Source organism: Planococcus halocryophilus (assembly GCF_022489025.1).
GTDB lineage: Bacteria > Bacillota > Bacilli > Bacillales_A > Planococcaceae > Planococcus > Planococcus halocryophilus_A.
In genome coordinates, this window is sequence record NZ_JAKVTG010000002.1 from 43,514 (window position 1) to 68,794 (window position 25,281).

Annotated in this window: 30 protein-coding genes; 13 read left to right on the forward strand and 17 right to left on the reverse strand. The window is 40.5% G+C overall.

Annotated elements, in window-relative coordinates; genetic code table 11:
- Nucleotides 1–185 precede the first annotated feature (185 nt).
- Both rpsN and rpmG read right to left on the reverse strand, forming a co-directional pair.
- The gene (gene rpsN, locus MLE13_RS03105) at nucleotides 186–455 is read right to left on the reverse strand and encodes a 30S ribosomal protein S14 (protein WP_240747999.1); all 270 of its coding nucleotides are present in this window, start codon (nucleotides 453–455) and stop codon (nucleotides 186–188) included.
- Between the two features lie 48 nt (nucleotides 456–503).
- On the reverse strand, nucleotides 504–653 hold the full coding sequence (gene rpmG / locus MLE13_RS03110) for a 50S ribosomal protein L33 (RefSeq protein ID WP_240748000.1): 150 nt from the start codon (nucleotides 651–653) through the stop codon (nucleotides 504–506).
- A gap of 189 nt (nucleotides 654–842) precedes the next feature.
- Between rpmG and MLE13_RS03115 the strand changes: the two genes are divergently transcribed.
- Entirely contained in the window at nucleotides 843–1,406 is a 564-nt protein-coding gene (locus tag MLE13_RS03115) for a general stress protein (protein ID WP_240748001.1), read from the forward strand.
- A gap of 132 nt (nucleotides 1,407–1,538) precedes the next feature.
- Nucleotides 1,539–2,330: a DUF2382 domain-containing protein gene (locus tag MLE13_RS03120; protein WP_240748002.1), complete on the forward strand. Its 792-nt coding sequence runs from the start codon at nucleotides 1,539–1,541 to the stop codon at nucleotides 2,328–2,330.
- Nucleotides 2,331–2,368: 38 nt separating this feature from the next.
- Here the strand turns inward: MLE13_RS03120 and MLE13_RS03125 are convergent, their stop codons facing one another.
- Both MLE13_RS03125 and MLE13_RS03130 read right to left on the reverse strand, forming a co-directional pair.
- Nucleotides 2,369–2,995: a Yip1 family protein gene (locus MLE13_RS03125; protein WP_240748003.1), complete on the reverse strand. Its 627-nt coding sequence runs from the start codon at nucleotides 2,993–2,995 to the stop codon at nucleotides 2,369–2,371.
- Between the two features lie 118 nt (nucleotides 2,996–3,113).
- Nucleotides 3,114–4,220, reverse strand: a complete 1,107-nt coding sequence (locus MLE13_RS03130; protein ID WP_240748004.1) for a mechanosensitive ion channel family protein — start codon at nucleotides 4,218–4,220, stop codon at nucleotides 3,114–3,116.
- Between the two features lie 256 nt (nucleotides 4,221–4,476).
- Between MLE13_RS03130 and moaC the strand changes: the two genes are divergently transcribed.
- Entirely contained in the window at nucleotides 4,477–4,962 is a 486-nt protein-coding gene (moaC, locus tag MLE13_RS03135; protein WP_240748005.1) for a cyclic pyranopterin monophosphate synthase MoaC, read from the forward strand.
- A gap of 100 nt (nucleotides 4,963–5,062) precedes the next feature.
- On the opposite strand, the gene MLE13_RS03140 is transcribed toward moaC, so the two are convergent.
- Nucleotides 5,063–7,150, reverse strand: coding sequence for a carbohydrate-binding domain-containing protein (locus MLE13_RS03140; RefSeq protein ID WP_240748006.1), 2,088 nt, complete (start codon nucleotides 7,148–7,150; stop codon nucleotides 5,063–5,065).
- Nucleotides 7,151–7,323: 173 nt separating this feature from the next.
- Here MLE13_RS03140 and MLE13_RS03145 point away from each other — a divergent pair, with 173 nt between their 5' ends.
- The 4 genes from MLE13_RS03145 (at nucleotide 7,324) to MLE13_RS03160 (ending at nucleotide 10,805) form a co-directional block, all read left to right on the forward strand.
- Nucleotides 7,324–8,010, forward strand: coding sequence for a response regulator transcription factor (locus tag MLE13_RS03145; RefSeq protein ID WP_240748007.1), 687 nt, complete (start codon nucleotides 7,324–7,326; stop codon nucleotides 8,008–8,010).
- On the forward strand, nucleotides 8,003–9,280 hold the full coding sequence (locus tag MLE13_RS03150; RefSeq protein WP_240748008.1) for a sensor histidine kinase: 1,278 nt from the start codon (nucleotides 8,003–8,005) through the stop codon (nucleotides 9,278–9,280). Before MLE13_RS03145 ends, MLE13_RS03150 begins: the two co-directional genes overlap by 8 nt.
- Before the next feature lie 98 nt (nucleotides 9,281–9,378).
- Complete coding sequence (locus tag MLE13_RS03155; protein ID WP_240748009.1) at nucleotides 9,379–10,077, forward strand: polyphosphate polymerase domain-containing protein; 699 nt, start codon at nucleotides 9,379–9,381, stop codon at nucleotides 10,075–10,077.
- Nucleotides 10,078–10,121: 44 nt separating this feature from the next.
- Complete coding sequence (locus MLE13_RS03160; protein ID WP_240748010.1) at nucleotides 10,122–10,805, forward strand: DUF4956 domain-containing protein; 684 nt, start codon at nucleotides 10,122–10,124, stop codon at nucleotides 10,803–10,805.
- 78 nt (nucleotides 10,806–10,883) lie between these two features.
- Here MLE13_RS03160 and MLE13_RS03165 read toward each other — a convergent pair whose 3' ends face one another.
- From MLE13_RS03165 to modA, 5 genes are read right to left on the reverse strand one after another with little or no spacing between them, the layout of a single operon-like run.
- Nucleotides 10,884–11,384 (reverse strand): MogA/MoaB family molybdenum cofactor biosynthesis protein, encoded by a 501-nt coding sequence (locus MLE13_RS03165; protein ID WP_240748011.1) that lies wholly within the window; start codon nucleotides 11,382–11,384, stop codon nucleotides 10,884–10,886.
- An 18-nt stretch (nucleotides 11,385–11,402) separates the two neighbouring features.
- Nucleotides 11,403–12,422 carry a ThiF family adenylyltransferase gene (locus MLE13_RS03170; protein ID WP_240748012.1) on the reverse strand — a complete coding sequence of 340 codons (1,020 nt, stop codon included), beginning with the start codon at nucleotides 12,420–12,422 and terminating at the stop codon, nucleotides 11,403–11,405.
- A gap of 60 nt (nucleotides 12,423–12,482) precedes the next feature.
- Nucleotides 12,483–13,121 (reverse strand): ATP-binding cassette domain-containing protein, encoded by a 639-nt coding sequence (locus MLE13_RS03175; protein WP_240748013.1) that lies wholly within the window; start codon nucleotides 13,119–13,121, stop codon nucleotides 12,483–12,485.
- Between the two features lie 4 nt (nucleotides 13,122–13,125).
- Nucleotides 13,126–13,809 (reverse strand): molybdate ABC transporter permease subunit, encoded by a 684-nt coding sequence (gene modB / locus MLE13_RS03180; protein ID WP_240748014.1) that lies wholly within the window; start codon nucleotides 13,807–13,809, stop codon nucleotides 13,126–13,128.
- Entirely contained in the window at nucleotides 13,806–14,576 is a 771-nt protein-coding gene (modA, locus tag MLE13_RS03185; protein WP_240748015.1) for a molybdate ABC transporter substrate-binding protein, read from the reverse strand. Before modA ends, modB begins: the two co-directional genes overlap by 4 nt.
- Nucleotides 14,577–14,773: 197 nt before the next feature.
- Here modA and MLE13_RS03190 point away from each other — a divergent pair, with 197 nt between their 5' ends.
- Together MLE13_RS03190 and MLE13_RS03195 are read left to right on the forward strand one after the other, a co-directional pair.
- A complete protein-coding gene (locus MLE13_RS03190) occupies nucleotides 14,774–15,712 on the forward strand; it encodes a Gfo/Idh/MocA family protein (RefSeq protein ID WP_240748016.1) in 939 nt (312 codons plus the stop codon).
- Between the two features lie 227 nt (nucleotides 15,713–15,939).
- Entirely contained in the window at nucleotides 15,940–16,611 is a 672-nt protein-coding gene (locus MLE13_RS03195; RefSeq protein ID WP_240748017.1) for an HAD family hydrolase, read from the forward strand.
- Between the two features lie 42 nt (nucleotides 16,612–16,653).
- Here MLE13_RS03195 and MLE13_RS03200 read toward each other — a convergent pair whose 3' ends face one another.
- The 4 genes from MLE13_RS03200 to MLE13_RS03215 form a co-directional block, all read right to left on the reverse strand.
- Entirely contained in the window at nucleotides 16,654–17,712 is a 1,059-nt protein-coding gene (locus MLE13_RS03200; protein WP_240748018.1) for an LLM class flavin-dependent oxidoreductase, read from the reverse strand.
- Between the two features lie 247 nt (nucleotides 17,713–17,959).
- Nucleotides 17,960–19,198, reverse strand: coding sequence for a CynX/NimT family MFS transporter (locus MLE13_RS03205; RefSeq protein ID WP_240748019.1), 1,239 nt, complete (start codon nucleotides 19,196–19,198; stop codon nucleotides 17,960–17,962).
- Between the two features lie 225 nt (nucleotides 19,199–19,423).
- Nucleotides 19,424–19,816, reverse strand: coding sequence for an RDD family protein (locus MLE13_RS03210; protein WP_240748020.1), 393 nt, complete (start codon nucleotides 19,814–19,816; stop codon nucleotides 19,424–19,426).
- A 5-nt stretch (nucleotides 19,817–19,821) separates the two neighbouring features.
- Nucleotides 19,822–20,211, reverse strand: a complete 390-nt coding sequence (locus tag MLE13_RS03215) for a DUF4181 domain-containing protein (RefSeq protein WP_240748021.1) — start codon at nucleotides 20,209–20,211, stop codon at nucleotides 19,822–19,824.
- A gap of 89 nt (nucleotides 20,212–20,300) precedes the next feature.
- Between MLE13_RS03215 and MLE13_RS03220 the strand changes: the two genes are divergently transcribed.
- Nucleotides 20,301–20,645, forward strand: coding sequence for a hypothetical protein (locus tag MLE13_RS03220; protein ID WP_240748022.1), 345 nt, complete (start codon nucleotides 20,301–20,303; stop codon nucleotides 20,643–20,645).
- A 76-nt stretch (nucleotides 20,646–20,721) separates the two neighbouring features.
- Nucleotides 20,722–21,333: a hypothetical protein gene (locus tag MLE13_RS03225; protein ID WP_240748023.1), complete on the forward strand. Its 612-nt coding sequence runs from the start codon at nucleotides 20,722–20,724 to the stop codon at nucleotides 21,331–21,333.
- A gap of 14 nt (nucleotides 21,334–21,347) precedes the next feature.
- Here MLE13_RS03225 and MLE13_RS03230 read toward each other — a convergent pair whose 3' ends face one another.
- A complete protein-coding gene (locus MLE13_RS03230) occupies nucleotides 21,348–22,082 on the reverse strand; it encodes a glucose 1-dehydrogenase (RefSeq protein ID WP_240748024.1) in 735 nt (244 codons plus the stop codon).
- A 157-nt stretch (nucleotides 22,083–22,239) separates the two neighbouring features.
- Between MLE13_RS03230 and MLE13_RS03235 the strand changes: the two genes are divergently transcribed.
- Complete coding sequence (locus tag MLE13_RS03235; RefSeq protein ID WP_240748025.1) at nucleotides 22,240–22,824, forward strand: TetR/AcrR family transcriptional regulator; 585 nt, start codon at nucleotides 22,240–22,242, stop codon at nucleotides 22,822–22,824.
- 117 nt (nucleotides 22,825–22,941) lie between these two features.
- Here MLE13_RS03235 and MLE13_RS03240 read toward each other — a convergent pair whose 3' ends face one another.
- Nucleotides 22,942–23,124 (reverse strand): hypothetical protein, encoded by a 183-nt coding sequence (locus tag MLE13_RS03240; RefSeq protein WP_240748026.1) that lies wholly within the window; start codon nucleotides 23,122–23,124, stop codon nucleotides 22,942–22,944.
- A 145-nt stretch (nucleotides 23,125–23,269) separates the two neighbouring features.
- Entirely contained in the window at nucleotides 23,270–23,638 is a 369-nt protein-coding gene (locus MLE13_RS03245; protein ID WP_240748027.1) for a DUF4181 domain-containing protein, read from the reverse strand.
- A 365-nt stretch (nucleotides 23,639–24,003) separates the two neighbouring features.
- On the opposite strand from MLE13_RS03245, the gene MLE13_RS03250 reads away from it, so the two are divergent.
- Complete coding sequence (locus MLE13_RS03250) at nucleotides 24,004–25,245, forward strand: AI-2E family transporter (protein WP_240748028.1); 1,242 nt, start codon at nucleotides 24,004–24,006, stop codon at nucleotides 25,243–25,245.
- The last annotated feature ends 36 nt before the right edge of the window (nucleotides 25,246–25,281 follow it).

Sequence of the window (25,281 nt, forward strand, 5' to 3'; positions counted from 1 at the left end):
TTTAAAAGAGTTCAAACTAAAAAATATATTGGCTAAAAGCACTATTCGCTGACAATATACTTGATAACAAAAAAAGACAGCAGACAAAAGTCTGCTGTTCGGCATATTTTTACAGTATAAATTAATAGAAATCGAATGAACGACTATCTTTTTGCGCTTACTAAATAGGAGATTACAGGATCCATTTACCAGCTTGCTTTTTTAACCCCTGGAATCTGCCCTCTATGCGCCAGTTCTCGAAAAGTAATACGAGACATTCCAAATTTGCGCATAAAACTCCGTGGTCTTCCTGTTACTGCACACCGATTATTTAAACGCGTTGGTGATGAATCTTTTGGTAACTTAGCTAATGCCTCCAAATCGCCTTTTTCTTTGAGTTCTTGTCTTTTTTCTGCAAATTTGGCAACTAGCGCTTGCTGTTTCTCGTAACGCGCAACTTTCGATTTTTTCGCCATTTCTCCACCTCCAAAATAGTAATGATTACGTTTTATAGATTAAAAAAATTATTTTGTTTCACGATGAACAGTAACTTTCTGAAGACGCGGGCTGTATTTTTTCAACTCGATTCGTTCAGGATTTGTTCGCTTATTTTTTGTTGTACTGTAATTTCGATCTCCTGTTTCTGTGCATGCGAGTGTTATATTAACTCTCATTATTTTTCCTCCTTCATTTTACGATATTGTTTTATAAATAGTAATGATTACGTTTTATATTGTATAAAAAATGAAACTGTAACGCAAGCTTTTATTTAAAAACCCGTTGGTTTGTTTTAAAAAACAACAGGGTACATTATTATTACCATGCTTTACAGGGGATTTATCACTATTTAGGAGGAATTCGAAATGACCAACGAAGGAACAACATTAATTCAGTCATACGATGTACAAGCAGAAGTTTTGCATAAAATTACCGAGCTAAAAGCACAAGGCTTTAAAGAAGAAGATATGTATGTAATTGCTAAATACGATGATCAACTATCTATGGTCCAAGGACAAACGAATGTTCATTTAGAGGTCCAAGAAGATGAAAACATTATGAGCAAATTTAAAGCATTTATTTCAGGGGAAGATTCTACGCGCCATGCTTTTACACAAATGGGCTTAGGAAGTAGCGAAGCAGACGATTATTACCAACAAGTCGAAAATGGAAAACTTGTACTTTACGTTAACAGCGAATACAGCACAACCTATAAGCCCGAAACCAATACATCCACAACTGCTCGAATGACAACTGCTGAAGAAGTGCATTTGCGCTCTCAACCAGAATCATTTAACCCTAAAGAAGAATCCAAGCCTTCAGAGCGCACTATTCAAGATACAGAAGCGATCAATAAAAACCATCACCGACAAGAATCAGATATTACAAACATGGTAGAAGCCAAAAAGAACCAACATCATTTATTTTAGAAGCTAAAGACGTATCCGAATGATTATTCGGATACGTCTTTTTTCCTATTGAGAGGTTTATTTTATACGTGTTCAAGGGTAAATAACTTTTAGCAAACTGAATCGGCACAATCAACATAGGAGGAATTAGGCATGGAAAAAAAAGAAAATAAACTCATCGGGCTTTTTGATGCACAAGCAAAAGTATTGATCCAAGTCGGCCAATTAAAAGCAGCGGGATACGAAGAAGAAGAATTGTATTTAGTATCCAAGCACGATGAACAAATAGACTTGCTGATTACTCATACCGCCGTTCATATCGATACGCAAGACCGTGATAACTTCAAAGGCAAACTCATATCGTTTTTAGCTGGTGATGATATTACAAAAGATGCTTTTAACCGAATGGGATTAGATGAAGAAGAGACCGATTATTATTTCCAGCAAGTCGAACTCGGTAAACTCCTCCTCTACACGAGCAGTCAACCAGTATCGGCAATTCACTCAGAAACCGATTTACAGATGGAACCTCGAGTTGATACAGAAGAACAATCTCTTGCATTACACGAAGAACGTTTAAGCGCTGAGAAGAACAAAACCCAAACAGGTGAAGTCCAAGTTCATAAACAGATGATTGAAGAAGACAAAGAAATCCAAGTACCTGTGGAACGCGAAGAAGTTGTGGTTGAAAGAAAAACTGTTCCAGCAGCAACAACTGATTATGATGAGTCAACACTAACTCCAGCACAAGTATATGAAAAAGGCGATGCCATTCATATTCCACTTACTGAAGAACGTCTCGAGATCGGCAAAAAACAAGTGGTTCGCGAAGAAATTGTCATTGGTAAACGCAAAGTTAAAGATGTTCAAGTCGTGAACGAAACTGTACGTCGCGAAGTAGCAGACGTTGAAGAAAGCGGAGTCGTCAATCACGTAGACAAATAAACAAGGCAGCCAAATGGCTGCCTTGTTTTTTGTACATATTATAAAATGGCCATCGTAATGGCAACGATAATAGACACAATAATTCCCACAAACAAAATTGCAGGAATTGTGATAACAAAAAACCCTTTCCAAGCAGAAAATCTATGTGCTTCCCCTACTGCATTACTTTGAACAAAGAGCGTCCAAATAGACACAACTCCTAAAATAAGGGTGAAAATTATTGTCATAATCCCCATGTCTTCAGCTGGCAATTGGCCAGCCTCTGCAAAATAAGTTTCTGGCAGTAGCAACAGCCATAAAATAATGATTGGCGTCAACCAAATTTGTGGAATCTGCCCTGTTAGGAGAGCACGAAACATTTCTTTATACGTGGCTTCCCCTTTAAATAATCGACCGACTAATAAGTAAATCCCAGAACCAATAGCCGTACTCACGGCCGCTCCAATCGGTCCTAAGAAAAGAGCAAGCAAAAAAATACCCACTATAGGTAATAACTGCTCGGCATTTAACGTAGCGAGCAGTCCGCCCACAAAGCCGGACAACACAATTAACAGAAACGTAAAACGTGATGATTTCTCTTCAATAACATATCGAACTGTCACACGCGGACGCGTCCAAACTGCTATAAACGGATTTAGATTTTTGGGGTATTTTGTATGCTCCATTCGAATCCCACCTTTTCTTTATATGCTTCCTATTCAAACACACCTACTAATGCCGAATATTACGAACCGTATCTAACACCCGTAGAAGTATATGAAAAAGGCGAAGCTATCTATATTATTATTCCCCTTTTATCTCCGGCATGCTTTTAATATGCAGGTCGCGCTGCGGGAATGGAATTTCGATGTTCTGCTCAGCAAACAGCCGGTTAATGCGGAAATTCAATGCACTTTTTGTTGTGATGACTTGGTTGGAGTTGGCAATCCACACCATCAATTCAAAATCGAGCGATGACTCGCCAAATGCTGAAAAATTGACGAACGGCTCCGGGTCCAATAAAACCACGCCACCTTCCTGCTGCTCTTCTTGTGCCGCTTGCAACAGTACACTTTTAACCTTTTCAGCATCTGTTCCGTAGGCGACACCGATCGGTACGACAAGCCGCATGCGCGGATCGCCATACGAACGGTTGACCACTTGCTCCTCTAGGAAATAGGAATTCGGAACGATCACGTGTTCATTATGAATCGTCTTGATGACGGTCGAACGCAGCGAAATTTTCTCGACATCGCCGATCAAATCATCAATGATTACCCGATCACCGACTTTTATCGGTCGTTCGAACAACAAGATAATACCCGAGATAAAGTTCGAGGCAATGTTCTGCAAGCCAAAGCCGATCCCTACGCCAAGCACCCCAGCAAATACTGTCAAGGCGCTCAAGTCCAAACCGACCGTCGTCAAGCTGACGAGAATGGCGATAGCCATCACAGTATAATGGAACATGCGATCGAATGTGTAGCTCACGCCCCGATCCAAATGGTAGCGCTGATAGACGTTCGGCAAAATATAGCGTGTAATGATTTTTGCTGCACGATTGGCGAGCGATACGATCAAGATGACCAGAATTAACAGGAACGCCGTGATTTCAACATTGCCAAATTCAAATAGCCGGTTGAACATCCAGTCCGAATCGGAAAAATAAAAAATCATGAACAGCAAAATCCCGTAAGTCGTCGCCCAGTTCAATAAGCTTCGCAAAATCGAATCGATGTGCCGGAACATCCGTTTTTTGCTTAAGCGGCGGGAAATTGCAAGTACGACAGCCCTCGCGATAAAAATACACGCTACGTAAAACAAAAACAGCAGCACTTCGGTCCATTCGATTTGCTCAAACACATTGTACCAATGTTCAGTCAGCTCTTCTGGTTGTATCGTTAGCAGCATGCCCTTCCTCCCCCTTTCTGCATCGTACGTTTTACTCACTCTTCTTCGATCCGCGCAAAATATTGACCTTTCCGGTTCGAAACGCCGCCCGTAGCAATTATATCCTCTTTCTATTCTTTTCTATATATAGTTTCTATTCAAACACACCCCTATAACAATGTATATAACAGGAAATAAATCTACTCCGTCAACTTCCCATCTCACTTTCTCACGTCATGCTATACTAAAAACAGCCACTATCGAAAGGATGATTCTTTTGTCAGAACTAACTCATTTTAATGCTCAAGGTCGTGCCAAAATGGTCGACGTCTCCGATAAAAAAGACAGTGTACGAACTGCTCGTGCAACTACTTCTGTTTTATTAAACAAAGCAATTTACCAACAAATTAAAGAAGGTACTAATAAAAAAGGGGATGTTTTTGCAGTGGCTCAAGTAGCTGGCATTATGGCAGCTAAAAACACTTCACAAATCATCCCGATGTGTCATCCATTAGCACTTAGTGGCGTGGACATTGAATTCCAGTGGAATGTCGATGAAGAAAAAAATCATTTCGAAGTGTTGTTGACCGTTGAAGTAAAAACAAAAGGACCTACAGGAGTTGAAATGGAAGCCCTCACTGCCGCTTCTGCTGCTGCACTGACGATTTACGATATGTGCAAAGCTTCTGGTAAAGAAATGGTCATTGGACCGACGATGCTGCTTCAAAAAACTGGTGGGAAATCTGATTATGCACGCGACTAAACCTTTCAATTAAAAAATTACTGATTATAGCTTACAAATTTGCACATATAAAAAGCCGGAGAAAACGAATTCGTTTTCTCCGGCTTTTGCTATTCACGAACTATTGTACAGGTCTTGTTGGCATTTCTATGCCCAGTTCCGCCAGTTGCTCTTGCGCTTGTTCTTCCGTAATAGTTCCCGCCATTTGCTGATCTCTAATTTCTTGCACTTTTTGTTCTGTTTCTTCATCCATCTCCGGCATGTCAGGTGGAAGTGCTCCAGCCTCTGGCGGCATTCCGCCGCCTCCAGCTGCTCCACCTGCTCCACCGCCAGGATTTTCAACACTCGCTTCTGTGATTCCATCTTCGTTTAACCACGTAACCGGTTCGGTAATTGTAAAGTCTAGAAGCTCTGTTCCGCCTTCATACCCGCCATCTTCGTAAAGACCCTCTGTTTCTTCGGCTGATGAGGTACCTCCTGAAGAAAGCGTATAAGATGCGCCTATCTCTAAGTCTGGCGTGCTAATAAATATAGCCGAAAACTCTCGAGATGGAGCATATGTCGCAATCGTTGTCCCTTCGCTATCTTGCAGGTGAACAATTGTTCCAGCCTCTTGAATTTCAGGGAAGGTCATGACAACGGATTCTTGAGCCGTTTCTTCTGAAGTGGCTTGAACCATACCCGTACTACCCGCAGCGATTATTAACCCTCCCGTAAGGTCAAAGCCATTATCATAATCAATCGAACCGTCCATCGTTCTTGTCGGACCTTCAACCAGTACGGTACCACCTGTCATTACGATTGACCCGTTGGCATCGAGACCATCTCCAAGACCATCAACTGTTATAAATCCACCATTAATCGTCAACACAGGTTCTCCACCTTCACCTATTTCAACTTTATCTGCTTCTTCCACTTCTACCGGTGGGCCTGTTGTCACTGTAGTACCATCGCTTACATTAATGCCATCATCAGTTGCGGTTACATCAATCGTTCCATCATCAATTGTGATGAAGTTACCTTCTAGACCTTCGTAACTTCTTGTAACCGTTAGTTCACCGCTTGTGATCACCAGTGAATCATCTGCGTGAACGCCATCTTCTCCGGTTGCAATTTCCCACTGTCCTCCAGCAATCGTGATATCACTATTGCTATTCACTGCATCGTCAAGCGAATCAATAGTGAAAATACCACCGCTTACGTCAATAGCTCCGCCTGCTTTGAGACCTTTTGTGCTTTCTGTGTCTTCAACAACTTCTGTTTCAACTGCTGTGCCTGGCGCGGCATCTCCTGCTTCTTTAATCGTTTCTGGGCTACCGCCACCTGCAAGTATCGTATACGTTCCATCTGTCACCACTAAATCGGTTTCCGCTTGAATAGCATCGTTGCCAGATGTGATATCAAATGTTCCACCTTCTAAAGCAATGCTACCTTTTGTTGCATCTTCATCGTTTGTAGATTTGATACCGTCACCACCCGCTTCAATAACAAATGCACCGGCCTTTATCGCGACAAGATCTCGCCCTTTCAAGCCATCATCAACTGCAGTGACTTGAATATCTCCTCCGGTTACTTTCAGTTCATCTTTGCTGGCGATGCCATCATTGTAGTTACCCGTTACTGTTAGTTGTCCGGAACCGTTAATCGTTAAATCAGATTTACTAAAAATTGCTGCGTCTAGTTCATCCTCAGTTGAATCATCCATTATATAGTTAGCACTATCAGAAATACTGTTTTCGGTACCATCCGCTAAAGAAATCACAGCTTTTTCTGCATCTTTAATATAAATTGCTGAGTTTTCCGATGAGTTGATTTCCACTCCGTTCAAAACCAATCGGACTGTTTTTTTATCTTCGGAATCGACTACAATCTGACCATCATCTAAATTCCCTGTAAATACATATGTGCCCCCTGCTTTAATCGTCAGTACATTGTCTTCAAAAATAATCGCCGCTGATGATGCAAATTCTGCGCTGTCGCCGTTGAGTTCGACTTCGAAAGGATTTTCATCCTGCCAATCTGTATATTCATCTTCATCCGTGTAAGTTACCACGTCATTAACCAAACTCGTCATTTGTTCAGCCACCACTGTATCTGAAGTAGCGGTCGTTGATGATTGATTTTCAGTTGTTTCATTTGTACATGCAAATAACAAACTTGCACTTAACAGTGTTGCGGCTAATTTAAACATTCTTTTATTTTTGGGCATCTTGTGCTCACTCCTTAAGTTGTTGAAAGGCTTATTGCCCTCTCGATAATCCTTATTATTCATCTTCAACCTTAACCGAACCTTAAAAATAATAAATTCGTGAAAAAATTTGCAATTTCAAAACTTAGTCCTATAATCAACTTATTCTTAAATTTCCTGAAGGGGCGCTCAAAATGAAATTATTAATTATAGAAGATGATCAGCATCTCTCGGATACAATTAAAGAAACAACACAAGAAATGTTCCATATACAGCAAGCTTTTGATGGAGAAGAAGGCTTGTTTTTAGCCGAACAAAATATTTTTGACTGCATCATTTTAGACATTATGCTCCCATACTTAAATGGATATGAAGTGTTAAAAAAACTAAGAAGCCAAAACATTACGACTCCCGTCATTATGTTGACCGCTAAAGATGGCATCGGGGATAAGATTCAAGGATTTAAAGCAGGGGCGGATGATTATTTAGCAAAGCCCTTCCACCGGGAAGAGCTACTTTTGCGTCTTGAAGCCATTGTTAGAAGATCGGGAGGCGAACTCAAGCAAAACACATTGTCTTTTAAGGAACTCAAATTAAACATCAAAAATAAAACCGCTCAATTTGGAGAAGAAACGGTCAAACTAAACGGCAAGCAATTTGATTTACTCGAGTATCTAGTCAACAACAAAAACATTATTTTGACGAAAGAACAGATTTTCGACCGTATTTGGGGATTTGAATCCGATACTTCGACAACTGTTGTCGAAGTATACGCTAGTAACTTGCGGAAAACACTTAAGAAATTCAACTACGATCAGTATATTAAGACTTTCCGTGGACTAGGCTATATGCTGTCAGATGCAGGTGAACAAGATGAATAGGCAACCCATTTTTCGCAAACAGCAATTACGTTTTATGATTTTGAACTTGATTGCTTTTAGCATCATTTTCACTATTTTCGGGGTTATTATTTTCCAACAAGTCCAAAATACACTTTTTTTAAAAACCGATGATGACTTAACGCAGGCAAAAGAATTCGTTTTAAGTGAAGACTTTACAACTATCCGTTCACCTTTAGAGAATGGTCCGGAACTTGGTCCTCCCGCAGGCATTAATCCACGGATTATCGTTCTGAACTGGAATACCGCAGGTGACATCGTCAACGAAGACCAAATCGGAACTTGGTTGTATGAAAATTTCTCTCAAGAATCCATATTGGCTGTTGAAAATCTCAATACCATTACAAATTTATCGGTTGACGATGAATATACGTATCGTTCACTGCTCATCGAAAACGAAACAGCAGATGGTGAAATCGCCTATACGCAACTATTGGTCAATATTGATGGTGAACAAACGATTCTCGATAACTTTGGTCGATTGTTAATTATTTGTTCACTGATTTTCATTGTTTTATCAATTTCTGCGAGTTACATTTTGTCGAAAAAAATGATGGAGCCAATCATTAAATCATGGAACAAACAAGCAGAGTTTGTTGAAAATGCCTCTCATGAATTGCGGACACCTTTAACCATCATCCAAAACAAATTAGAGCTTTTGCTAGTGGAACCTCAACAAAAAATCATTCAAAAATTCGAAAACATAGCACTCAGCCTATCGGAAACGAGACGCTTATCTAAATTGACGTCTGATTTACTAACTTTAGCTCGAGCTGATTCTGCTGAAATTCAGCTTGATAAACATCCTCTTCATGTCGACGAATTTATCGAACGCGTTAGTGTCCCTTATATAGAAATTGCCGAATCGCAAAACAAAACCTTGCAACTCGATTTAAATTGCACAACTAAAATTCAAGCAGACGAAGTACGACTGCATCAATTACTGGTCATTTTATTGGACAATGCTTTGAAGTATACAGATGAAGAGGAACATATCTTCGTCAAAACCTATACAGAAGACCAAAAAGCAGTGATAGAAATAAGAGATACCGGTCGTGGCATTCAAAAAGAAAACCTTCCGTATATATTTGACCGTTTTTACCGGGAAGACAAAGCTCGGTCTAGAGAAAATGGAGGCATCGGTCTTGGCTTATCGATTGCCCAGTGGATTGTTACCCATCACGGCGGCACCATCATCGCCTCTCAGAACGGACAAGTCGGTACGCTATTTAAAGTGAAATTACCACAATAAAACCCGCATATTTTGCGGGTTTTTTATTTGTTTAAAATTTTTAAGGTTTGTTTAAGGTTTCCCGTTAATAATGGGGTTATCCAAAGGAGTAGATGATGATGAAAGCACAAAACTTAAACGGCATACAAGGTCGCAGAGAGATTAAACACGAAATGACCAAAATGGATTGCTACTTGCTACGAAACAAGTTAAAACACTATATGGAAATTGATCCTCATGCTAAAGAAAATGGAACGTATTCTATCCGAAGCGTTTATTTCGATAACTTTGATAATAAAGTGATGAACCAGAAAAAAGAAGGTCTTTTCGAGCGAGATAAGTTCCGAGTCAGGCTTTACGACTCAAATAATAGCTTTCTAAACTTGGAGAAAAAAAGCAAACGCAACAACCTCACCTATAAACAAAAATGTTCAATGACCGCAGAAGAATACGAAAAAATTCGAAGCGGTGACTTGAACTGGATGGAAAGCGATTCACGAACACTTATTCAAGATTTATATTGGCAAATGAACTTGCTGCAACTCAAGCCTTTGACAGTTGTAGACTATGAAAGAGAAGTATTTATATACAAACACGGCAATGTGCGGGTCACTTTTGATAGTGAAATTAAAACAAGTCTTCGCAACAACGATGTGCTCAATCCAAACATTGCCATGGTAGAAACTGAACCAGATGTAGTGATTTTAGAAGTCAAATTCGATGAATTTCTACCAAATGTCATTAAACAATTGCTACAAGTCAGTGACATGCGGGCAGGCGCCTACTCGAAATACCAAATCAGCCGGATGTATGGCTAATTGCAATAAAACTAAAAAAAGTAATTTAATTGGAGGAAGTAAAAATGGAAAGTATTAATTTTAGCGACATATTTAAATCAGGGTTTTTAGAAACTACCAGTAGTTTTTCATTGATTGATTCATTGATTGGTTTGGTGTCTTCTTTTGCCATCGGGTTGTTCATTTATATGATTTACAAAAAAACGTTTTCTGGTGTTATTTATTCACACAGCTTTAACATCTCTCTTATTGTGATGGGGATGGCGACTTCACTCATTATTATGGGGATTTCTACAAATGTCCTGTTGTCACTTGGTATGGTAGGGGCGTTGTCAATCGTTCGTTTCCGGACGCCGGTGAAAGATCCGATGGACTTGGTTTACTTGTTTTGGACCATTGTTTCAGGTATTTTATGCGGAGCGGGTTTTGTTTTACTCGCAATCGTTGGAGCTTTGCTGATTGGCCTAGTATTAATCGTTTTCGTCAACAAAATTAAAATTGAAAACCCTTATCTGTTAATCGTCAAATACGAAGACAATCAAATTGAAAAAACGCTTGATCAAGTACTTTCAGCCAACGTAAAAAAATATTTAATCAAATCAAAGTCAGTTTCGCATGATAATGACTATGAAGTAACGTACGAAGTACGAGTTAAAGATACCAATATCGATTTTATCAACCACATTTCCGAGATGATGGGCGTAAGGTCAGCCATTATGCTGAGTTACGATGGAAACTTTACTGCATAATCAACTGTATTCAAAAAAGCTTATGCGTTTGTCAGTTTGCTGACAGACGCATAAGCTTTTTTATACTGCATTACCTGTTTAATGTTTCGTCAATTCCGAGTAAATATGCTGAATCTCTGGCACTATCAAGCGCTCCATCGCCAGCTTTACAGCGCCGCGAGATCCTGGCAATACAAAAATGGCTTTGTCATTGGCTACTCCTGCTGCCGCTCGGCTAAGAAGTGCTTTAGTGCCGACATCTTCAGTGAAGCTTACGTAACGAAAGAGTTCTCCAAATCCTGATATTTCTTTTTCAAACAGCGGCTGAATCGCTTCTAAAGTAACATCACGCTTAGCTATTCCGGTTCCACCAGTCGTAATAATCGTATCAATTTCATCACGGCCCAACCAGTCAGAAATCGTTAGTCGAATGCTTGCGATGTCGTCTGGAACTAACGCATAGTCACTAATTTCTAGCTCATGATCTTTAGCCATCTGTTGTACAAGCTGACCGCCAGTATCGGTTTCTTCTGTCCTTGTGTCACTAACAGTTAACACCGCAATCCGCACTTGATGGCCTGTGTGAAACGTTTCTGACATACAATCGCCCCTTTCTGATTAGCCAAATACTTGGTGATATAATTTCCGACCTTCTGCTATATTGTGAACGCCATGAATTAGCAAGCGACCATTGCCGAACAATACCATGCGGTGATTGAATACTTTCAGTTCAACAAAATAAGGCGTTCTTTTTACACCAGCTGCTAATCGGTTGCCGACCTTTTCGGCGTCATCTAATGTAATTGGGCGGTTCGCATCAGGTAAAATTTGAACAGCATCGCGTCCGCATAAAACTGCATAAGAACTTGAGGCTGTTTCATTAAGTGACGGGAATACCGCATCTTCTCCGCACGTTTTGCAGTTAGGATCTTTAATGCGCGATACGCCAATATCCATTTGACTATTGTCCCATAAGTTGAAATGATAAATTTTTTTACGCATTGCATCACGGTTGCCACTCAACCACTTTAAAGCTTCTGTACATTGAAGCGCTGCTGTCACTTGAACAGCTGGAGAGATAATACCGACTGTATCACATGTTTCATTAATGGCTGGAAGAATGGGTATTAAGCAACGAAAGCATGAGCTTTCTCCCGGCACAAATGGAAATACGACTCCTGAACTGCCAACACAAGCACCGTATATCCAAGGCACGCCAAATTTCACAGAAGCATCGTTGATCAACAAACGTGTTTCAAAATTATCCGTCGCATCCAAGATCAAATCACTTACTGCTGCCAACTTTTCCATACCTGCTGCATCGAGATGTTCTAAATAGGTGATTAACTGCAAATCGCTGCGAATGGCTTTTAGTCTTTGCTCAGCCGCTGCCACTTTTGGCATCATTTGCCGCGCATCTTCTTCCGTAAATAATTGCTGGCGCTGCAAATTGGATACTTCAACGTAATCACGATCGACCAAATGAATCGTTCCAATACCAGCTCGTGTCAAGGTTTCTGCAATCGCTGAACCTAAAGCTCCGCAACCAACAATGGTAACGGTCGCACGTGATAAGTGTTGTTGCCCCGACTCCCCAAGCGGTTTGAATAAGACTTGTCTTGAATAACGTTCATCCACTGTGATTCCCACTCTCTATCCGTTTAATCTTTCAAACGATTTTATCTACCCTCAGAATTATTAGCGTGCAGTTTCTTCGGTCATCTGTCCTTTTTCAATTCTCATAATACGGTCGGCTAATTTTTCAGCATCCGCAATTCGGTGTGTTACGAAAATAATGGGAATTTGCCACTTTTCGTGAATTCGCAACAGTTCATTTTGACAGCGGTCACGATTGGCATCGTCCAATGCTGAAAAAGGTTCATCCAACAATAAAATATCTGGTTGTGCGGCTAACGAACGCGTCAATGCGACACGCTGTTTTTCACCACCAGAAATTTGGTGTGGGTATTTTCCTAACAAACCTGTAATGCCAAGAATTTTCGTTAATTCCGTAATATGTGCAATAGCGCTTTCTCTTGGCACTGCGTAGAGAATATTTTGTTCTACGGTCAAGTGCGGAAATAGTGCATAGTCTTGAAATAAATAACCAACTTTGCGCTTTTGTATTTTTAGTGGCTTTTGATCATCGCTATAAAATTTTCGTTCATTCAATGAAATTTCACCAACATCCGGATGGACAATACCCGCGATGCAGTTTAATAGCGTCGTCTTACCCGAACCAGAAGAGCCAACCAATGCTAAAATTTCTTTATCCAATCTAAATTGCATCGTTAAACTAAAATGATCTAATTGCTTTTTGAAATCCACTTGCAGCATTTGCTCATTCCCTTCCGATTCGTACAGCGGTCTTTTTACGCCAATAATTAACCCACGTAATTGCAGCTATCCCAAGCGACGACACAATCAATACCCAAAACAAAGATTTTTCCATGTCGCCTGCTTCATAAGCAAAATAAATAGCCAGTGGTATAGTCTCTGTTACCCCTGGAATATAGCCGGCAATCATTAGCGTCGCACCAAATTCACCGATGCCGCGTGCAAAAGCCAAGATTAATCCTGCCAATATACCCGACCAAGCAAGTGGAAACGTAATGGTCCGAAAAATTCGCCATTCAGATACACCCATGGTTCGCGCTACATTTTCCCAGCGCGGATCTACTTTTTCAAAAGCAGCCAAAACACTTTGATACATTAGCGGCAACGACACAACAAAAGAAGCGATCGCCGCACCAATCCACGTAAACACTACGCGAAAGCCAAACCACTGTTCCAGTAAAATACCTAGTGGCCCATTTACGCCAAACAACACAATTAACCCAAAGCCAATTACTGTCGGTGGCAATACTAAAGGCAATAGGATCAACGCTTCAAGAAAGCTTTTGCCAAAAAAATCACGTCTCGACATAAAGCGAGCCAGCGCAAGACTCACGATAAACACAAATAACGTTGAAATCACTGCGACTCTGAGCGATAACCAAAGTGGAGACAAATCATAAGCCATCATGGCGTTTCTCCAGCTATGGGCATAAATCCATATTCTTTAAGAATGGCTTGCCCTTTTGAACTGGTGACAAACTCTAAAAAAGCAGTTGCTGCAGACTGATTTTCGGAATCTGTGACGACTGCTCCTGGATAGATAATAGGGTCTGTCTGCCCTGGCACTTCAAGTGTTCCACTTATTTCCCGGGAAATAACAGCATCTGATGAGTAAATAATTCCGAGTTCTGCATTTCCGCTTTCCACATAAGTAACGACTTGACGAGCATCTTTTGCATAAATTAGACGATTACTAAGGGAGTCCCACAAGTTTTCGTTTTCTAATGCTTTTTTTGAATATGCGCCAAGTGGAACACTGTCAGGTTCTCCAATCGCAATCTTTTCATCTGTATTCAAGACGAGTTCTTGAAAATCAGTTGTTTCCGGAAATTCTTCTAACGACGCTAAAACGAGCTGATTTTCAGCAAACGGCTTGATGCTATCTACATCTATTAGCTGTTGGGATTCCAGTAATTCCATATCTATTTCACTAGCTGACAAAAACAAGTCGGCCGGTGCGCCTTGTTCAATTTGGCTTCTCAGTTTACTAGAAGAGCCATAATTGAAGGTCAGCTCAATATTCGGTTCGATTTCATGAAATTGCAGTTCCATTTCTTTCATTACATCTGTCAGACTAGAAGCTGCTGAAACTAACAATTTTTCGTCATTTGCCGAAGTATTGCTACAACCACTCATCAACAGAGCCAAGCTTATAAGACCCATCGTTTTTTTCATTTTAAGGACTCCTCATGCATTAAAGTAGAGCTCAGCTATTCCAGTGAAGCTTCTGTGTACTTACAGTATAACTTCCGTAGCCGAGAAGCTGAATCATTTTCCAAACAAACTTTAGAAAGAACACAGCCCCCGCTCTTTTTGGAGATATTTAGGTTAGAATAGAAGATAAGAATCGTATTTATACAGGAGGAGTTACAATGAAGTTTGGCATTATCGGCACAAATTGGATTACCGACCGATTTATTAAAGCGGCTAAAGAGCATCCTGAGTTTACAATTGGAGCTGTATATTCCAGAAAGTTAGAAACTGGCACCGCATTTGCGGAAAAATACTCGATTGATAACGTCTATACCGATATGGCAGCTATGTTCAGCAGCGGACAAATTGAAGCTGTTTATATCGCATCACCTAATGCTATGCATGCTGAGCAAAGCATATTGGCGATGAAACACGGCATTCATGTTCTTTGTGAAAAACCGGCTGTTACGACAATTGAAGAAATGGACCAAATCATTGAAGCTTCAAGAACACACAAAACAACTTATATGGAAGCGATGAAATCGACATTGGTTCCTTCTTTTTTGAACTTGAAGAAAAATATCGATAAAATCGGGCCGATTCGTCGTTTTGTGTTTCATTACAACCAATATTCTTCACGTTACGATAAATACAAAGATGGCATTATTGAAAATGCCTTTAAGCCCGAACTTGGCAATGGCTCTAAAATGGATTTAGGGGTTTATTGCATCGCACCGATTATTCATTTGGTTGGCTCCCCTGAGTCTGCAATGAAAAATCAGTTTCTATTATCTACAGGTGCTGATGGACAAGGCAGTATGATTTGGAATTACGCTGATATGGAAGCAATTATTATGTATTCGAAGATTTCGGATTCTTTTCTGCCAAGTGAAATTCAAGGCGAGAATGGCACCATTGAAATCGACCGCATAAGTGATCCAAAGAACATTACGATTAAGTATAGAGACGGGCAGACTGAAGACTTGTCTGTGGCGCATGACTTTGACTCGATGTATTACGAATTGGCAGAGTTTATCAGCTGCGTGAAAAACGAGCAGTTAGAATCAACGATCAATACACATGCTATTTCACGTGAAGTGACGAAGTTGTTGACGTAGGGAGCACAGAAGAAAGCGCTCCAGGCGGACGCTTTCCGGGGGGCCGGCTTCAGCCGCTTCCCTCGCTCCGCTCAGTCCAGGGTCTTCAGCTCGTCCTGTTCCCCCTGGAGTCGCCGCCTTTCGCACTTTCTTCTGGGTATGTTGTATTTAGACATATAGCAGAAAAAATAGAGTATCTTTAATTTTGAAGAATAGCTTATTCAATTAAACGGCAAAGGATGTGCCTTATGATAAAAGGGATTATATTTGATTTTGACGGGTTGATTTTTGATACGGAAACACATCAATATCATATTCTTCAAGAGATGTTTAGCGAATACGGCAGTGAATTGCCGCTTGGGCTGTGGCAAAACGAAGTAGGTACGGACGGTGGATTTTCGCCGTTTCATTATATGGAGCAGCAAATTGGCAAACCAGTTGAACACGCGTTGCTCAACAGACAATATGAAGAAAAGTTTCTTTCGGTATTGTCTAAGGAAAAACCACGCGATGGCGTCATCGAGTATTTGCAGGTGGCTCAGGAGCTAGGTTTGAAAGTCGGATTAGCATCAAGTTCTAGTTATCGTTGGGTTTCAGGTCATTTGAAAAACCTGGAGCTGTTTGATCACTTCCACTGCATTCGCACTTCGGATCATGTTGAAAAAGTAAAACCTGATCCCGCTTTGTATCTTCAAGCAGCCGAGGGTTTAGAGTTATCTCCTGAAGCCTGTCTTGTTTTTGAAGATTCGGCTCACGGGGCAACAGCTGCTAAGCGCGCGGGTATGAGTTGTGTCGTTGTGCCGAACAAAATAACGAGTACAATGGAGTTCGGTCCCGTAGAGCACCGGTTGGATTCGATGGCGGATATGCCGTTGAGGGATCTACTGGATTTTGTAGCGGCGATAAAAGTAAAACAGTAAGGATCAAAAAGATGGTTCAGGCATTGCGCCTGAACCATCTTTTTATTTTTTCGCTGTATATTTTCGAATAGCTGGCAAAATTTCTGTACCAATCAAGTCGATATTGCGTTTTAAGCGGTCAATCGGCACCCCACCAAAATCCATTTGTGCGATATAGCGTTGATGACCAAACAATTCATGTTGGTATAGAATTTTTTCGATAATTTGCTGGGGACTGCCAATGTTCATGACGCTATCCATCTGGGCGCCGTGCATGAATGCGGCTTGTGGGTAACCTTGACCGTTGGTTTTTCGCATCCCTTTATCCACATGTGGATAAACTTCTTCCATGGCTTGTTGAGTCGTTGCAGCCACGTTGAAAAATCCAGCAGTCGCGACAGGTAACGCAGAGGGACTAAAGCCACTTTCTTCCGCTGCTTCGCGGTAAGCATCAATCGTATGCTTGAACGTTTCTGCAGGACCACCAAGTGTCGCAAGCATCATCGGCACACCCGCATGCCCCGCTTTAATCGCACTTTCCGGATGACCACCAACCGCACGCCAAATCGGCAGCGAACCTGTAAGCGGTCGCGGTATAACTTGCGCGCTACGTAGTGGCGCACGAAACTTCCCACTCCAATCAACCGTTTCTTCTTTGTTGATTTGCAGTAGCAACTCAAATTTCTCTTCATACAATTCTTCGTAATAGCGAATATCGTAGCCGAGCAAGTCAAACAGCCCTACACGCGACGCTCGCCCCGCAATGATTTCTGCACGGCCATTTGAAATCAAATCGATCGTCGCGAAATCTTCAAATACGCGTACCGGGTCTGACGTGCTAATGATAGTAGAAGAACTAGAGATTTTAATGTTTTTCGTCGCTTGTGCAATAGCAGCAAGCACAACGGTATGTGCTTGCGTAGCGAAATATTCTTGATGACTTTCACCGACACTGAAAAAGTCGAGTCCCGCTTGATCTGCTAGTTCCGCCAAACCAATGATTTCTTGAATGCGTTCTCCTGCAGAAATTCTCTGTCCTGTATGAGGGTCTGGAAGATGATCTCCCAATGTGTAAATCCCAAACTCCATGCCCTTGTCTGGATTGATGCGGTATTTTTCCATATCCACTATCCTTCCTGTTCCACACTCATACTTTATAGTCTCAGTATAAGTTAGCCTGCAGATAAACTAGAACTAATCTGCCTACCTTTATAAAATCTAGCTTAAAGATTTAGTATTTATTTTAATTGCGTAGGGACAATACCCAAATAGGAAGCCGATTCTTGCGAATTTTTACATGTTTATTTTCTCCACAAAAAAAGACTTTCCTTATGATCGGAAAGTCGAGTGATAAAAACTTATACTCCAATTAAATACTATCTGCCAATTCTTTTTTACTTTTTTTAGCTCGTTCTGCTATTGTTCCTTCTTTACCAGATACAATACCTGCCAGCAAGATGATAATCGAGATAAACAATAAGAATAACAGCGGCAATGTCCAGCCACCGCCTATGTCGTACAAGACGCCTGCAAAAACAGGCCCAACAGCCGCTAACATATAACCAAATGATTGAGCCATTCCTGACAGTTCTACCGCTTCTTTTGCATCTTTCGTTCTGAGTGTAAAGAACACCATGGAAAGACTGAATCCACTTCCCCCGGCAATCCCAAGCAAAACGGCACATAACGGCACAAGCATCGCACTGCCAAAAAGTAATCCGGAAAACCCAGTCATAAACAACAAAGCGGTTCCAATAGCGAACCCAACTTGATTTTTTAGTTTTACAGCAATCACCGGTACGACAAACGTGGTCGGAATGATTGCCGCTTGCATTAAAAAGACCATCCAACCGGCAGAGCGGGCATCATATCCGATTGTATTCAGTATATCTGGCATCCAGGCGATTAACGTATAAAACATCAGTGACTGTCCACCCATAAATAGAGTGACACTCCAAGCAAGCGGTGAACGCCATAACTTGGTTTTTTGTTTTGGCTTGATCGTTGTTTTTGGTGATGCCCTTTGTTGTTTGCGTAACTGTGGAAGCCAAACAACAAATGCAACAATGGCAAGCAATCCCCAAATACCAAGTGCACCTTGCCACCCCATATCACCGATACCAGAAATCGGTACGCTTAAACCAGAACCTAAAGCACCAAAAATATTCATGAAAACAGCATATATGCCCGTCATAACCCCAATTCGATAAGGAAAATTCATTTTGATAATTCCTGGAATCAAGACATTTCCAATCGAAATGGCCAAACCGATCAAAAGTGTTCCTATAAACAAGAAACCGATTCCTGTTACAGATCGTATGGCAATCCCGATAATCAGTACTACCATGGATAAGGCAATGGTCCATTGCATACCAATTCGATTTGCGATTTTCGGCGCAAATGGAGACAGTATAGCAAAAGCGATCAAAGGCAATGTCGTAACCAATCCTGCCACCGCATTGCTAATGTCCAAATCTTCCCGGATAAACGACATAAGTGTTCCGACTGACGTAATCGGTACTCGTAAATTCGCCCCGATTAACACAATACCAATTAGCAATAACCAGCCAGCTTTCTCAGTATTGTTGATTTCTGTTTGTTTCTTCATCCTAATCCTCCAACAAATTACTTATCTATTCTTTTGAACCATCTATATCGGTTTTGATACACGGTGTTGCACTTTTTGAGTTGCTTCTCTTCATACATTCCATCCCTTTAAATTTTCAGGATGATTGGCACCTTGGATATTGTAGCGTTAAAGAATAGTTTTGTATATCACTATAATTTTTACAAACCATAAAAAATCCCTCCTTTTCTAAAGGAGGGAAAGTTTTTAATCTACTTTTTTAACCACAGTATGTGCGTAAAGGTCATTCGGGTATTTTTCACCTTTGTACTTATCGTAGCGGCTACGGTCTTTTGCATACATGAGAGGGCCTATCGTATCTCGGTAGACAATGTGTTTTAGAATTTGCTCTGAGCTCAGCTCTCCACCGGCTTCATCTTTTAAGGCAATACCCATCATTTTCTGACCAGCTGTTTGACCGTTCATTCGGAGCTGCGCATACTCAAGTCCCCAAAACACTAAATGTGGAGAAACCATTGCATGGAAAAACGGATTTTTTATTTTCTTTTTCAATAGCGGTTCTAACGCAAATGACACAGTAGTAGCAATCGCCGAATCGATCAACAACGCTTTGGCACGTTTTTTCGTCAATTCATACATGACCATCATCCTTTCGTTAGTAGTAGTAAACCCAACACTAGTCCAACAAATATTGTTTCAGACCAGTCATACCAATATCGCTTTTTGTCTCTGTGCAGTAACCACTCTTCAAGCCCCGCAACAAATGTTTGGAGAATAAATAGACCGGCCAGAGGGCTTATCAGGATAGCTACAGAAAGTTCTGTGGAATCTAGTTCTGCCACCAGATACATACTCGCGTAAATAAAACCTACGAAGATAACTCCTTGCAAAATAAGTACGTACCGATTTTTGTCTTCGTGAAAAAAACTTCTCGAATCTCTTTTTATTCCACGCTTTTTCTTCAAATATACGTTTGAAACAAAAAAATAAGAAATGACAAGAATAAACAATCCAATATATACCATAGCCTCCATATGCAAACCCTCCTTTAACTGTTAAAATTCTACAAAAGAAGCACGTTTACCTTCTATTTATTTTTCCTAATCGACTGGGGGCATATACATTGAATACGGATACAGATTCACTTGTCACTTTTCTTATTGCTTTTGGTGTACCTGTTAGCATGATGATACGCGCTTATTTCAAAATGAACGAGACGGATCAACGATCGGTAAAGTCCGATTTTACTTCACGCAACTTCCTATTAAGCATAGGCTCTGTTGCTTTAGGGAATTTTCTTATTGAGTTTAGCGATACCTTTTCCACCCCTACCCTACGATTAGTCGGTTTTGTTTTACTGGTTATAGGTGCCATTGGCTCGGGTATCATTACATGGAAATCCAGCAAAGTCAGAAGTTTGCTCATTGTCGCCTTGTTTTCAGTTTTAATCTACTTCCAGCTTAGCTGACTCACCCATTCGTTTGCTTGGATCTATTTTAGGGAACTAATAACTTAATAACTTAGCCTTAAAAGGAGTGATAGCAGTGATTTTCTTAACGATTTGGCTCTTACTAATTGGCTATGCTGTTTTTTTGGCACCCGGCGGCGAAACAGATCCGATTTTGTCGAAGATTTTTAGCGGCGACCTCGGTGCAATTGATCCACTCGTACTTGCCGTCTTTAATTCACTCGGCTTGTTTCCGATGATGTTTCTCACATTGCTGTTACTAAATGACCGTCAAAAATGGCCGGCGTGGCCGTTCGCGTTACTATCTTTTGGCATTGGTGCTTTTGCGCTTCTCCCTTATTTTGAGTTCGGCAATCGAAAGGCAGACAGAAGACTCAGAACTCCCGCATGGCTCGTTCGGTTTCTCAGTTCGCGGTTTTGGCTTATTGTTTTTATGCTGTTTTGGGTCGGTAATGCATTAACGTTATTGCAGGGATTTTCACTCGCCGCTTATCAAGAGGCGTTCTTTGCGTCAGGTCTTGTCTCCGTTATGACCGTCGACTGGTTTGTGTTATGGGGATTATCTGTTTACACCGTTTATCATTTTTATCCACACGCCAAACGTAAGTCGCTTGCTTGGATTCCAATTTTAGGACCTATACTCGTACTGTATGTAAATAAAAAAGCCGTTACGCTGAAATCAGCGTAACGGCTTTAACTTTTTTACTGAGCTGTTAGCCCACCATCAATGATGAATTCTGAACCTGTCGAATAGCTTGCATCGTCAGAAGCTAAAAACAGGACCATGTTCGAAACTTCTTCAGACTCTGCCAAACGTTTCATTGGAATTGATTTGGAAAACGCTTCAACTGCTGCTTTTGTATCTTCTTGAACCACCATTGGCGTTGCAATAACACCTGGGTGCACAGAATTTACACGGATGCCGTAGTTTGCGCATTCTAGAGCAGCGGCTTTTGTCATTCCACGAACTGCGAATTTCGTATCCGTATAACCAACTGCTCCACCTACAATACCGTTCATCGAAGAAATATTTACAATCGAACCGCCACCAGCTTTTTGCATTGCCGGTACGACTGTTTTCATTCCAAGGAATACCGATACTTGGTTAATGTCTACAATGCGTCGATATTCTTCTTCAGTCATTTTTAAAATCGATTTAGCCATCGTGATCCCCGCGTTGTTTACCAATACGTCTACTTGACCAAATACTTTTTCAGTTTCAGCTACAACTTTCTCCCAATCTTCAGTACTTGTTACGTTTTGCTTTATAAAAACTGCATTGTCTCCAAGTTCTTTTGCTAACGCTTGGCCTTTTTCTTCGTTTAAATCTGTGATGACTACTTTCGCACCTTCATCGATAAATTTCTTCGCGTGAGCCGCACCCATCCCTTGTGCTGCTCCTGTAATGATTGCTACTTTGTCTTGTAAACGTGCCATTTTTTCTTCCTCCTATGATTGAACTTAAATACGATTTATATTTAAACTACACTTGTAAATTAACAAATAACTAATCTACTTGTCTACTAAAAAGCTTTAATGTCATACTTACTATATAGTCCTGTCCATTTTCCGGACACATTAGGAGGAAAACGAGATGCCTAACACAGAAGATCGCCGTATTCTTCGAACTCAAAAAATGCTAAAAAACGCTTTACTACAGCTATTAACTGAAAAAGAACTGTCACAACTGACCATTACAGAAGTTGCAAAGCAAGCTGGGTGTAATCGCGTGACATTTTATTCACATTATAAAGACTTGAACGAATTGCTTGCGGCTATCGTTGAAGATTACTTGGATGGCCTCGCTGACTATTTCCGAAAAAGCTTCCAAGGGTTAGAACGTTTTTCTTCGACAGACGTTCAGCGGCAACTGCCGATTTTCGAATACATTTATCAGCACCAATCGATTTTCACATTGATTATCACTGGGGAAATACTTCCTGGCTCACAAAACCAGTTTTGCGAAGCCCTTGCACAAGTTGCTGCAACCGAACTGCGTCTCGAAGAAGAAAGCGATTTGGAAATTCCAACACTCAATTCCTTCATGACTTACGGAACATTAGGGTTCTTTCTCTATTGGATCAAACAAGATTTTAAGGATTCTCCAGAAGTGATGGCAGCTAAACTAGCCAAGTTACACGGTAAAATGTATGACGGATCAGTTGTATTAGATAAATAATCCCTCAAAAAAGAGACTATCCCAAAAGTTCATGAGAAATGACTTTTGGGATAGTCTCTTTATGTCGTTCGATTTACTGTGTTTTTTCATCAATATAGGCTGCTTAACAATTATATCCTATTGATTAGAAGACCTTTTTGTCGCAGCCAAGAAATGTGCATTAATGCCCATCAATCCTCCTCCAAGAATCGCAATGAATGTACCGATTACAACCCAATGCGTTGTTAAAAGGCTAGATATATATATGCCAGTCATAAGTAATGTAACACCAAGAAACAAAAGGATAATACTTATTCTCATAATTCTTCTCCCTTCCAACACTTCTCAATAGCAATTTTTAACATAGCTACTTTATACAATCTTTCTTTGAACTAACTAGTCCATTCCCGTATTCCTTACTTCCATCAAATATTGTTAACATCTCATCGGATTAAACAGCTCGCAACTAAATAATTTGTAAATAGATGACCATATAAATCGCAATCATCCATATTGCTAAAAACGTAAAATCAACGAACGATAATAAGTATTTTCGAGATCCTTTCAAGTATTTCCACTCTAGGAAAATTTGTATCGTGTGCCCTACTACGAAAACCGCTATTGCTGAAACTATAAGTATACTGAATGAGTTATAGAAAACGAGTATCAGCCCAATCATTATTGATACAGAGACCCCCGAATTCCAAAACTCAAATTTTTTGATGCGAATCCCTGTCTTCTCTTCTTTATCAATTCCAAGATGTTTCTTTATACGGTGTCGTAATACTGCAATGCCCATTATCACTAAGAACAAAAGGATCATTAATTGCTCCATTTGCCACACCTCCAAAACCTTTTTCTATTCTACGAAGCAATGTGGTAAAAGTTCCGCTTTAGAAGGGAGGTTATCCCCAATTGACATGCAAAATTTACATAGAACTTCTATTTACCCACCATTCCATTGAATATGTGGATGATTCTGCGTTAAAACGGGGATAACTATGTCGTTTCGTCACCCTTTCACTTTTATCCACATGTGGATAAATATAATTCGGTGAAATAGTTATTTCTTCTGTTTCTTAGAGGAAGTAAAAACGGGTCTGCTGGTGTGAAAACATTCGGATACGGGTATTTTATAGTTAATAAATTATAGACATATTGGAGGGTGTAAAACAGCTTGAGCAGAAAGAGGTGTGGACGGTGGAGCATGAGAAAAATAAACGGGCGTTAAGCCAAGCTGCTTCTTGGTTTGTTAAATGGGTGCTGAACAACAAAGCGGTATCAGTACTGATTATTGTTTTATTAATTCTGCTTAATTTATTACTCTTGCCTAAGGTTAGCTTTGTTTTCCAACCATTTGTGGCCTTTTTTGATGTTATGGGACTGCCCCTTATTATGGCGGGTGTTTTTTATTATTTGCTAAATCCGCTTATTGACTGGATGGAGACTAAAGATATTCCACGTACCGCTAGTATCTCCATTGTGTTTATCGTGATTGCTGCATTATTGGCATGGGGCGTTGCGACATTAATCCCGATTATCCGAGAGCAACTGATGAGCTTGATCGATAATTGGCAAGATTATTTGAATACGTTTATCTCTCAAATCGATAATTTTTTCAAAAATGATTTGCTGTCACGGTTGCAAACACAATTGATGGGAGGTACAGAGCCACTGTCCACGTCAATAACCGGCCAAACGGAAAACGTCGTTGGTTCGACTGTCACTGGACTTGGCAGTGTTTTCGGGGTACTCTCTACCACTTTACTGGCTTTAATCACAACGCCTTTTATCTTGTTCTATTTGCTAAAAGACGGACATCATTTGCCTTACCATATTATGAAACTTGTTCCTTCAAACATGCGTGAACATAGCTATTTGTTGCTGCGCGAGATGAATTTACAAATCAGCCAATATATTCGAGGGCAACTACTCGTCGCTTTTTTTGTAGGCTTAATGTTTTGGATTGGATTCAGCATCATTGGGCTCAAATACGCATTAACACTCGGCATTATGGCAGGTGCGTTAAACTTAATCCCTTTTTTAGGTTCTTTTATCGCTTTTATCCCCATTGTTATTATCGCGATTGTGGTGCACTCTCCCATTATGTTAGTTAAAGTGCTTGTGGTTTTCTTTATCGAGCAAACATTGGAAGGTCGTGTTTTTCAGCCGCTTATTCTCGGCAGTAATTTACAAATTCACCCGATCACTATTATTGCCGTTCTTTTAACTGCAGGCAATTTGTTTGGTGTTGTCGGTGTCATTCTCGGTATTCCCGCATACGCGGTTATCAAGGTCATCTTTAGCCATCTATTTAGCTGGTACCAGCGCTATACCGGATTGTATGACGATCCATTTAATCCAGCACCCAAACCACCTGTCTCTGAAAAGAAAAAGAAAAAACAATTAATCTTGAAAAGAAAACTTCGCCAAACCAAATAAAACCGCTGAATCCAATGATTCAGCGGCTTTGTTCTA

What these genes read in the sequence shown, in the direction of transcription:
- MLE13_RS03195 (WP_240748017.1), top strand. Translation starts at nt 15,940, where the DNA reads ATGATAAAAGGGATTATATTTGATTTTGACGGGTTGATTTTTGATACG.
- MLE13_RS03245 (WP_240748027.1), bottom strand. Translation starts at nt 23,638, where the DNA reads ATGGAGCAATTAATGATCCTTTTGTTCTTAGTGATAATGGGCATTGCA.
- MLE13_RS03215 (WP_240748021.1), bottom strand. Translation starts at nt 20,211, where the DNA reads ATGGAGGCTATGGTATATATTGGATTGTTTATTCTTGTCATTTCTTAT.
- MLE13_RS03200 (WP_240748018.1), bottom strand. Translation starts at nt 17,712, where the DNA reads ATGGAAAAATACCGCATCAATCCAGACAAGGGCATGGAGTTTGGGATT.
- MLE13_RS03205 (WP_240748019.1), bottom strand. Translation starts at nt 19,198, where the DNA reads ATGAAGAAACAAACAGAAATCAACAATACTGAGAAAGCTGGCTGGTTA.
- MLE13_RS03240 (WP_240748026.1), bottom strand. Translation starts at nt 23,124, where the DNA reads ATGAGAATAAGTATTATCCTTTTGTTTCTTGGTGTTACATTACTTATG.
- MLE13_RS03150 (WP_240748008.1), top strand. Translation starts at nt 8,003, where the DNA reads ATGAATAGGCAACCCATTTTTCGCAAACAGCAATTACGTTTTATGATT.
- MLE13_RS03165 (WP_240748011.1), bottom strand. Translation starts at nt 11,384, where the DNA reads ATGTCAGAAACGTTTCACACAGGCCATCAAGTGCGGATTGCGGTGTTA.
- MLE13_RS03190 (WP_240748016.1), top strand. Translation starts at nt 14,774, where the DNA reads ATGAAGTTTGGCATTATCGGCACAAATTGGATTACCGACCGATTTATT.
- MLE13_RS03140 (WP_240748006.1), bottom strand. Translation starts at nt 7,150, where the DNA reads ATGCCCAAAAATAAAAGAATGTTTAAATTAGCCGCAACACTGTTAAGT.
- MLE13_RS03235 (WP_240748025.1), top strand. Translation starts at nt 22,240, where the DNA reads ATGCCTAACACAGAAGATCGCCGTATTCTTCGAACTCAAAAAATGCTA.
- MLE13_RS03160 (WP_240748010.1), top strand. Translation starts at nt 10,122, where the DNA reads ATGGAAAGTATTAATTTTAGCGACATATTTAAATCAGGGTTTTTAGAA.
- MLE13_RS03125 (WP_240748003.1), bottom strand. Translation starts at nt 2,995, where the DNA reads ATGGAGCATACAAAATACCCCAAAAATCTAAATCCGTTTATAGCAGTT.
- MLE13_RS03155 (WP_240748009.1), top strand. Translation starts at nt 9,379, where the DNA reads ATGAAAGCACAAAACTTAAACGGCATACAAGGTCGCAGAGAGATTAAA.
- MLE13_RS03175 (WP_240748013.1), bottom strand. Translation starts at nt 13,121, where the DNA reads ATGCTGCAAGTGGATTTCAAAAAGCAATTAGATCATTTTAGTTTAACG.
- MLE13_RS03230 (WP_240748024.1), bottom strand. Translation starts at nt 22,082, where the DNA reads ATGGCACGTTTACAAGACAAAGTAGCAATCATTACAGGAGCAGCACAA.
- modA (WP_240748015.1), bottom strand. Translation starts at nt 14,576, where the DNA reads ATGAAAAAAACGATGGGTCTTATAAGCTTGGCTCTGTTGATGAGTGGT.
- rpsN (WP_240747999.1), bottom strand. Translation starts at nt 455, where the DNA reads ATGGCGAAAAAATCGAAAGTTGCGCGTTACGAGAAACAGCAAGCGCTA.
- modB (WP_240748014.1), bottom strand. Translation starts at nt 13,809, where the DNA reads ATGATGGCTTATGATTTGTCTCCACTTTGGTTATCGCTCAGAGTCGCA.
- MLE13_RS03115 (WP_240748001.1), top strand. Translation starts at nt 843, where the DNA reads ATGACCAACGAAGGAACAACATTAATTCAGTCATACGATGTACAAGCA.
- MLE13_RS03120 (WP_240748002.1), top strand. Translation starts at nt 1,539, where the DNA reads ATGGAAAAAAAAGAAAATAAACTCATCGGGCTTTTTGATGCACAAGCA.
- rpmG (WP_240748000.1), bottom strand. Translation starts at nt 653, where the DNA reads ATGAGAGTTAATATAACACTCGCATGCACAGAAACAGGAGATCGAAAT.
- MLE13_RS03210 (WP_240748020.1), bottom strand. Translation starts at nt 19,816, where the DNA reads ATGTATGAATTGACGAAAAAACGTGCCAAAGCGTTGTTGATCGATTCG.
- MLE13_RS03145 (WP_240748007.1), top strand. Translation starts at nt 7,324, where the DNA reads ATGAAATTATTAATTATAGAAGATGATCAGCATCTCTCGGATACAATT.
- MLE13_RS03130 (WP_240748004.1), bottom strand. Translation starts at nt 4,220, where the DNA reads ATGCTGCTAACGATACAACCAGAAGAGCTGACTGAACATTGGTACAAT.